The 8,534-nt window shown below is 55.1% G+C and carries 11 protein-coding genes and 1 riboswitch; of the genes, 3 read left to right on the forward strand and 8 right to left on the reverse strand.

Going from position 1 to position 8,534, the window contains the following annotated elements; genetic code table 11:
- Positions 1-291: hypothetical protein (locus tag H6G62_RS24835; protein WP_199325224.1), on the forward strand; the 291-nt coding region annotated here is incomplete at its 5' end.
- A gap of 417 nt (positions 292-708) precedes the next feature.
- The gene (locus H6G62_RS24845; protein WP_190500222.1) at positions 709-1,434 is read left to right on the forward strand and encodes an HAD hydrolase-like protein; all 726 of its coding nucleotides are present in this window, start codon (positions 709-711) and stop codon (positions 1,432-1,434) included.
- 36 nt (positions 1,435-1,470) lie between these two features.
- On the opposite strand, the gene mreD is transcribed toward H6G62_RS24845, so the two are convergent.
- From mreD to H6G62_RS24860, 3 genes are read right to left on the reverse strand one after another with little or no spacing between them, the layout of a single operon-like run.
- Positions 1,471-2,055 (reverse strand): rod shape-determining protein MreD, encoded by a 585-nt coding sequence (gene mreD / locus H6G62_RS24850; RefSeq protein ID WP_190500224.1) that lies wholly within the window; start codon positions 2,053-2,055, stop codon positions 1,471-1,473.
- Entirely contained in the window at positions 2,052-2,852 is an 801-nt protein-coding gene (gene mreC / locus H6G62_RS24855; protein ID WP_190500225.1) for a rod shape-determining protein MreC, read from the reverse strand. Before mreC ends, mreD begins: the two co-directional genes overlap by 4 nt.
- Before the next feature lie 30 nt (positions 2,853-2,882).
- Complete coding sequence (locus H6G62_RS24860) at positions 2,883-3,917, reverse strand: rod shape-determining protein (protein WP_347239424.1); 1,035 nt, start codon at positions 3,915-3,917, stop codon at positions 2,883-2,885.
- Between the two features lie 278 nt (positions 3,918-4,195).
- Between H6G62_RS24860 and H6G62_RS24865 the strand changes: the two genes are divergently transcribed.
- Entirely contained in the window at positions 4,196-4,561 is a 366-nt protein-coding gene (locus tag H6G62_RS24865; protein WP_190500227.1) for a single-stranded DNA-binding protein, read from the forward strand.
- 179 nt (positions 4,562-4,740) lie between these two features.
- On the opposite strand, the gene H6G62_RS24870 is transcribed toward H6G62_RS24865, so the two are convergent.
- From H6G62_RS24870 to H6G62_RS24890, 5 genes are all read right to left on the reverse strand, one after another.
- Positions 4,741-5,403: a HupE/UreJ family protein gene (locus H6G62_RS24870; protein ID WP_190500229.1), complete on the reverse strand. Its 663-nt coding sequence runs from the start codon at positions 5,401-5,403 to the stop codon at positions 4,741-4,743.
- Between the two features lie 24 nt (positions 5,404-5,427).
- Positions 5,428-5,623: riboswitch (cobalamin riboswitch) on the reverse strand.
- Between the two features lie 32 nt (positions 5,624-5,655).
- Positions 5,656-6,576, reverse strand: a complete 921-nt coding sequence (locus H6G62_RS24875; RefSeq protein ID WP_190500231.1) for an NAD(+) kinase — start codon at positions 6,574-6,576, stop codon at positions 5,656-5,658.
- A 37-nt stretch (positions 6,577-6,613) separates the two neighbouring features.
- Positions 6,614-6,784: a hypothetical protein gene (locus tag H6G62_RS24880; protein ID WP_190500237.1), complete on the reverse strand. Its 171-nt coding sequence runs from the start codon at positions 6,782-6,784 to the stop codon at positions 6,614-6,616.
- The gene (locus H6G62_RS24885; protein WP_190500233.1) at positions 6,781-8,034 is read right to left on the reverse strand and encodes a hypothetical protein; all 1,254 of its coding nucleotides are present in this window, start codon (positions 8,032-8,034) and stop codon (positions 6,781-6,783) included. The genes H6G62_RS24880 and H6G62_RS24885 overlap by 4 nt, the downstream gene beginning before the upstream one ends.
- A 183-nt stretch (positions 8,035-8,217) precedes the next feature.
- Positions 8,218-8,534 (reverse strand): transposase (locus H6G62_RS24890; RefSeq protein ID WP_190492465.1); only part of this gene is annotated, 317 nt, incomplete at its 5' end.

Genomic DNA, 8,534 nt, shown 5'->3' on the forward strand with positions numbered 1-8,534 from the left:
CAGCGACAGTGGTCTGACTTAGCAATCCTACGCACTACACCGGCCCTGCTCTCACTCTTCTCCCTCGTCGTGCTCCTCACCCAGCGCCTGCACCCCCAATTTACCTTCCCCCTACCTCATACCGCCTGGTACATCAAGCAACACCCGACCTTTGCTGATGCCTTGGCCTTTGTCCGGCGCTATCTATGGGCCTCTCGGCTTTTTCAGACATCGCAAGATGACCTTGAGTACGTTAAAGTCCCGCGCCCTATCTTCGACATCTGGGCCGAGTTACTTTGCCATGCTGCCTAATTGGATAAAGTCGAGATGAGGAGTTGGATGGAAAGCCCCGGACATCGCCAAAACATCTTGAACCCCAACTACACCGAACTAGGCGTTGCTCACGTTGTCTCGGCGTCCGGGCGACCCTATTGGGTGCAGAAATTTGGTCGTCCCCGTTAGGGTGTTGTCCGAGGAAACTGCAAATCTACATTCTCTTGCCATCGTCATTGTCGATGCCAAAGATGCCTGCGGCCTCGAAGGGCGCGGCTAGGGAATCGTGGATTGGGCCACTATCATCGAGTGGTCTTCTCCGAGTGGCCATTTCAGGGATGGGCTGCTAGAGTAAATAAACTTTGAGCTTTGTAAAGGAATTCTTAAGAAACCCCTTTGGGGCGGCTCCGTACCCATCCCCTAATCAGCCCACCCCATGCCGGGGGCTTATCCACGATGACCCGATCTACCATTTTTTGCGATTTTGATGGCCCCATCGTCGATGTTTCCGAGCGGTACTACATGACCTACTGCCGGGGATTGGAGCAGATGCAGACCTTGGCCCATGGGGGCGAGGGCTGCATCCGTTATCTTTCCAAGGCTCAGTTTTGGACGTTTAAGCAAAACCGTGTGCCCGACCGCCAGATTGCCCACTGGTCTGGCCTGGAAGGGCCACAGATTGATAGGTTTCTCGATCTGGTAAGTGGCTTGGTCAACCATCCTCACCTGCTCAGCCACGACCAGATCCAGGCCAATGCCTACGCAGGTCTCTCGATATTCCAGCAGTGTGGTGTGCGGGTGGTACTGGTTACCCTGCGTCCGCCGGATCAGGTGATGCAGTTTTTGGCCCAACACGACCTCGATTGGGCTATCAGCGATTTGTATGGGATGCCCACCGACCAGGCGGTCTACCAAAACCAGGCCCATCACAAAATTGAGCGGCTTCAGACGGCCATTGCGGCCCAAAAGCGCCAGGGCTACAACCTCAAACACGCCTGGATGATTGGTGACACCGAAGCAGACATTATGGCCGGACAAGCCCTCGGCCTTGAGACCGTGGCCGTCACCTGTGGCATTCGTAGCCCCAGCTATCTGCAAAGCTTTCGCCCCACCCACCTGATGCCTGATCTGTGGACAGTGGCTCAGCGCCTACAGCAGCAGGTGATGCTGGGCCGTCGTTAGGTTTCCCTAAGGTTTCCCTAGCGATCCTCCGTTGGGCTAGGTATCGGAGGAATAGCCGCTTGCGTGTTTATCCCACCAGCGGTTGAGGGGATAGTAAAGCGCTGGTGCCCACAAACTGCTGAGGATCGCCGAACTGAGAGCAATACGCTGGTGATACAGCCAGATTTTAGGCAGCGGTGGGTACAGAGAGGCGCTGGATAGCATTTGATTGAAGCTAATTTGTAGGGCCAGCACGGTTTCGGCAATCACCGCCATGGCAAAGACGATCAGGGCAATGGAGACGATGTCTTCCTGGAGGTAGCGCTGCTTTTGTAGGCGGGCCGTTAGCACACCCACCACAATTAAGCTCAGGGTGTGGGTGGGTTGGGGGGCCGTCATGGCATCTTGCAGCAGGCCCAGCACTAAACCCGCCATGGCCCCCTGCCAAGCGGTGCGCTTCACGCTCCAGGCCACGACCCAAATCAACAGCCAGTGGGGAGCGACCCCCAGTAGTTCAATCCCTGGAATGCGACCGGGAAGCAGCAGTAGACACAACAACACGGATCCTACCGTTACCCAGGTATTGAGAAACCAAGACTGGCGATAGAACGGCAGTTTGCGACGTCCGACAATGGGCGTCATGGCCGACCCTCCGGCTCTTCCTCTAGGTTGGGAATCGTCGGTTCATCCACCGCTGCCAAGGGCTCGAAGGGCTGGATGACGGCCCATTCTAGAATGGAGAGAGGGGAGGATAGCTGAATCGTCGCCTCTGGGGCAGGGCTTTTGGTGAGATCGATAGACTCGACCCGACCAATGGGCACATCCCGAGGAAAAAGGCGACTGTAGGAGGAGGTGACAATCACGTCCCCAGCCTTCACGTCGGGGTTTTTCTCAAAAAACTCCATGATGACGCGGTTGTTAGACTGGCCTCGCACCACGCCCATCACCCGACTGCGGCTTACCTTAGCCCCCACACGACTGGTGGGATCGCTAATCAGCAATACCCTGGAGGTACTAGGCGAAACCGCGACGACTCGGCCCACAATCCCCCCTGGCCCGGTCACAATGTACCCCGGCTCTACCCCTTGGCGGCTACCTCGATTGAGAATCAGGTGCTGCCACCAATGATCGGCAGCCCGACCAATGACAGCGGCACGAGTTCCCGGTTGAGTGAGGGTATCCTCGTAGGCGTCAACTTGTTGAAGCATCCGGTTTTGGTTTTCTAGCTCCACAATGCGCTGTTGCAGTTCGAGAATATAGCTATTCTCAAACGCCTGTTCCTGGTTCAGGCCCGGTTGTAGGGGGCGCGTCAGCCAGTGGTAGGCTTCGTAGAGGGCAACACCTTCCGTGGCCCGCATCATCCAGGCCGAAGAAATAGCCAGCGCAACGATTCCCGTTTTGAGGGCGTGGCGATTCCACCAGCGGCGTAGAGCAAACATAGAGTTCTGGGTAAAAAGGACAGAGAGGACTTACAGGCTAGAGCGTCCGCTGAAGACCCGTCCCATCTGACTGAAGTTTTCCAGCACTCGCCCGGTGCCCAACACCACACAGCTCAGCGGATCCGCCGCCACATGCACCACAATGCCCGTTTCGTGACTAATCAGGGTGTCTAGCCCCTTGAGCAGAGCACCGCCCCCGGCCAGCATAATGCCGCGATCAATAATATCTGCCGCCAGTTCAGGGGGAGTGCGCTCTAGGGTGCGCTTCACCGCTTCGATAATCACCGAAAGAGGTTCGGCCATGCTTTCACGAATTTCGGCACTCTTCACCGTCACCGTCCGGGGCAAACCAGACAGCAGGTGTAGACCCCGCACATCCATGGCGATTTCGTTGTCGTTGGGGCTGGGGTAGGCGGAACCGATGGTGATCTTGATTTCCTCGGCGGTGCGTTCCCCCACCACCAGGTTATGCACCTTTTTCATGTAGCTAGAGATGGACTCGCTGAGTTCATCCCCGGCCACCCGCACCGATTCACTCAGCACCGTGCCCTGCAAACTGAGGACGGCCACTTCGGTGGTGCCACCGCCAATGTCCACAATCATGTTTCCGGTGGGTTCGGCCACAGGCAGACCTGCCCCAATCGCCGCCGCCACGGGTTCATCAATCAGATACACTGTCCGCGCCCCGGCCTGTTGAGCGGCATCCATCACCGCCCGTCGTTCCACGCCCGTGACGCCGCTGGGAATCCCGATCACAATTCGGGGAGAGACCAGCGTCCGGCCCTCATGCACCTGACGGATGAAGTGCTTGAGCATGATCTCAGCGGTGTCGAAGTCGGCAATCACCCCATCGCGTAGGGGGCGCAATGCGATCACGTTACCGGGAGTCCGGCCCAACATTCGCTTGGCTTCCTCGCCCACGGCTAGGGGTTTCTTTTCCGTTTGGTCGATGGCCACCACGGAGGGCTCTTGGAGGACAACCCCTTTTCCAGATACATAAACCAGGGTATTGGCCGTACCGAGGTCAATACCCATATCGCGAGAAAATCTGTCGAAGATAGCCACAGGCAATCTGTCCCCAAGCTAGATAAAACAACGAACCAACTCAGATCCGATGTGGATTCTATTACGTTTCGTATCAACCCGTCTAGTCAAGCAATTGTTATTACTCGAAGAAAAAGCAGGCGACAACTCCCCAAGCCTAGGCCCAGTCCCATCATTGGCCCCATGGCTCAATTCCCAAGAAAAATAGAGATATCCCTAGGCCACCTAACCGGACTAGAGACCTGACAGCCCAGAAACTTTGGCCTACAATGCGGATTGCCGCTGTTGGTGAGATTGCGATGAGTGTCAATGTGGTAACGCTGGTGGGCCGAGTTGGGGGCGACCCCGATGTGAAGTATTTTGAGTCGGGCAGTGTGGTGTGTAACTTGACCCTTGCTGTCAGGCGTAGAACTAAACGGGATGATCAGCCCGACTGGTTCAACTTGGAGATGTGGGATAAGACGGCGGAGGTAGCCGCGAATTATGTTCGCAAGGGAAGTCTGATTGGAGTCACAGGGACTCTTAAATTTGACTACTGGCAAGACCGCAACACAGGGGCTAGACGCTCTAAGCCTGTTATCCGAGTCAATAACCTAGAGCTAATTGGCTCCAAGCGCGACAATGAAGCCCCCATGGGCGGCGGCTATAGCAACGACGAGTTTTAGGATCAGGAGATCGCGCACTCGATTGACTGCCTGTCCTGAGTTTGGCCCTCACCCTAAATCCCTCTCCCAATTTGAGAAAGGGACTTTGAAGTTCTAGCTTCCCCTCTCCCGTGGGGAGAGGGGGCTGGGGGGTGAGGGCTTCCAAGGTATCGGGCTCCTAACCTTAAAACGAACTTAGATTAACCCAGAACTTGGGAGTAGGTCAGCGCCAGCCCCATGCCGCCAATGGCCCAACCTGCCTTGCGGAGATGGGAAGAAGGCTGACCCTCAGTAGCCGTTTTGAACTCCAGCCCACGCCGACCGATCCAGAACGCCCCTAGGGCAATCACTAATTGAATAGTGGTGAAGCCCAGCAGGTAGGCCATCAGCGGGGCGGTGGTGGCTCCGATGATGGATTCCCCGTAGGCGTAGCCGTGGAAGATTCCGGCGAAACCTGCCAGCACAGCCAGGGCCAAGGTGGGAATCTGGCTACCGAGGGCGATCAACAGTCCAATGGCCAGGACGGAGGCGGAAATCCAGAACTCGGCCCAGGGGAGGGAAATCTCGGCTAGGTGAATTCCGGTGCCGAACAGGGCGGCAATCACAAAGGCGATGGGCAGGGTGACGCCCTTGACACGGGTGGCGGCGAGGAGACCAACGGCAATCACAAAGGCCAGGTGATCCAGGCCAATGACGGGGTGTCCCAAGCCAGAGAGGAAGCCTGCGATGAAGGTGCTGGGGGTTTGGTTGCCCGTGGGATGGTGGGCCAGGGCTGGGGCGGTCAGCAGCAGGGCCAGCAGGCCGCTACTCCCCAAGGCGACCATACCTTTAATACTGAGATTTGTGTTTTGAGTGTTGATCATGAGTAATCTGTACCTCGCAGATGTCATTACGGTGCGCCCATCGGCGGGTATTCTGACTTAGCGTGTTTGGATGCCGAGCGTGGGACGATCAGCGTCGCCCCTATGCCTCTGGTATCCGCCAAAAGCCTCACAGTTGCGGGACAGCGCCGGACTTTCACCGAACTTTCCCCGTTGCCTCCAGCGGCTGATCCCCGCTAGAACCGATGCACTGTTGTGCAGCATAGCACCCCAGCCCCGCCCAAAATTTTCCAATTAATTACGATGATTATTGGCAAAACTAATGCGGGTGCCTGCCCAGTTCAGCTTGTTTCGCAGGGTGCCGTAGTAGGAATAGTCTTGCCGCAGGATGATGAACTGGGCCATACAGTTCGCCATTCGCACATCCACCCGCTGACCGGGCCAAATAGCCGTGCCCAAAACGCCGTCCGTCCACAGTTTAGTGCTGAGGTCGGGATCGGCCAGGGGCCACACGCTAACCACAGAACCGGGAGGCAGCACAATTGGGCGACTAGAGAGGCTGAGGGGACAAATGGGGGTCACCACTAGGGCATCCATGCCGGGGTGGATAATCGGCCCTCCGGCGGCGACGGTGTAGCCTGTGGAACCTGTGGGGGTGCTAATCAGTAGGCCATCGCCCTGGTATTGATCCACCACTTCGCCGTCGATCTCCATTTCTAGGATGGAGGTAATCATGCGGTCGGAGGCCGCAGGTTTGACGGCCATTTCGTTGAGCGCCAGAAATCGATCACTCATGGGCTCCAGGTTGGTGCGGTTGCCCTGGAAAATTTGGGCTTGTAGCATCATCCGCCGCTGCACCGCAAACCGATCCTCCAACAGCCGCTGCCAAACGGCCTCGGTGTCGTCCATTTGCTCGGAGGTTTCGGTTAAAAAGCCCAGGTGCCCACCAATGTTGACAGCCAAAATCGGGATATTCTCGGCGGCTAAATTTCGGGCGGCGGTGAGGGCGGTGCCATCTCCCCCAAACACAATCGCCAGGTCAATGGGCTGGCTGACGGAAGCCAAAAACACCGGATAGGGATTATCCTTGGGGCCACTGGGGCCGCGCAATACCTTACTGCCCAAGGCTTCTAGCTCGTGGGCGCACTTCTCCGCCCACTGCTGGCTGAGGCGATTCCCCGCCTTATGCACAATAATCACTTGGTTAAGTTGCACGGCAGTTGGCCCACCCTGGCCCAAAGACTATCCCATCTTAAACGAGTTCAGCTTCTAGGTCGCTCCAGGCTACCGTTTCCTCGGCGTCCCGTGGCTGAGAAACTAGGATGTCGTCGATATCCTCTAACAACTGTTGGGCAAGTTCGTCTTGCAGGTTGATAGGGAGTTGTTGGGCAGCTTGGAAGGCTTGTTCTAAAAGTGTGGTCATTGGGCAATCTCCGGTTTATTTGGGTACAAAGTCGCTATGGCATCGGGCACTGGGTATTTTGCAATTTCGATGAGGGGCAGCAGTAGGGTATCTTCGATGTATTGCCGGGTGGTTTGGGTGACACGGCAACCGCTGTTGAGGCAATCGACCAAAAGTTTGTTGGCATCGTAGTACTGACACAGCTTTTCTTTTTGGGCTTCGCTAAATTGCCAGTCGTGGCCAATGTTGCGGTGTTCAATCATCACCGTTCGTAGGCGTTCGGCCCAGTTTGTGCCATTGGTGAACCACCACTGTATCAAGGCTTTTTCGTCATCTCTATTGGGTAATTCGGCCCTTAATGCCTGAATCTTAAGCTGTAATTCGGGATTGCTAGCAGCGGATTGTTCTGCGAGGGCAAGGGCGAGGGCAAGGACGAGGTCGTCCTCGTGGGCGAGGGCTTGGTTGAGGACGAATGCGTGGGCAGGGTCGCAGTCGAGAGCGGGATCGAGGATTAGGGCGTGGTCAAGGACTAGGGCGTGATCGAGGGCCCGGTCGAGGGCGCGGTCGAGGACTAGGGCGTGGTCGAGGACTAGGGCATATTCGAGGGCGTCGTCGAGTTTGAGGTAGAGGGCGATGTCGAGTTTGAGGGCGATGTCGAGGACGATGTCGAGGGCGCGGGCAAGGGTGAGGACGAAGGGGAGAGCGCGGTCGAGGACGCGGGCAAGGTCGAGGTCGAGGACGAAGGTGAGGGCGAAGGCGTAGTAGAAGGCGCGAATAGCCGCAGGTTTATAGGCCGTATTGACTGAATCAGCTTTTTCTTGTGTCCAGCTTAAAACCATTTGGATTTTGGGGTCATCCTGCATCAGTAAGTCAATCTGCTGTTTCATCAGCAGAAGTAGGGTATCGGCTTCGGGTAGCATTTCTGCCGTGAGCAGGAAGATTTCTCGATAGCGCCTTTCTGTAATGTGGGTAGCTAAGTTTTGCAGAGTGTGGTTGAGGGTAGTAGTGTGACTAACGATGTGCTGAGCGGCAAAGTATTCATGAAAAGTCAGGTGGGAGAAGGAGTAGATTCCACTAGCCCGTGCTACCAATAGTCCGTGCTGTGCTGTAATTGACTTTAATACCGCTTCTTCGTCTAGGTGAAGAATATCTTCATCCTCCCTAGCCCCCGGCAGGCTGCGAATATAACGAACGATATGCTGTTCTACAGTGGCTTTTTTGAAAAGGTAATCTCCTCGTTCAAAAGTTTCAAAGGCAAACTGGCTTAACATCTCTTTTTTGTGTGAAAGAGACAATTTCTTGTAAACTAAATCCCTTTTGATGCCTCTTCGACTATCCCATTTCTTTAAAAGCCAATCTACTTCTTGTTGATAGAAATCAGAGCGATTCTTAGGAAATTCAGACTCTTCCTCGAATATAAGGCAAAGCAAAGTTAGAAGTAAGCTGATATGCATTTAAATTGCATTGATTGTGTTTCCTTTATTTTTGATCTTGCGATCCCAGTTGATGACAAGCTGCCCTTCGTTCAATAGGTTATGAACAAGCGCTTCTAAATCCTCAATCGACTCAAATAGACGATTGGCAATGAATTCCTTTGCAGAGTGCCAAACTAACTCGATTAAATTATAGTCCGGACTGTAGGGTGGCAGAAATTCTAAAACAATGTTGGGCATCTCCTTCGCTATCTTCTCTAGAATCTCTGCCTTTTTATGAATACTTGCATTGTCTAAAATGATAAGAATCTTAGGGCCATCCTGCTCAAAGTCTTCAA

This window comes from Phormidium sp. FACHB-1136 (assembly GCF_014697375.1).
Taxonomy (GTDB): Bacteria; Cyanobacteriota; Cyanobacteriia; order Phormidesmidales; family Phormidesmidaceae; genus Nodosilinea.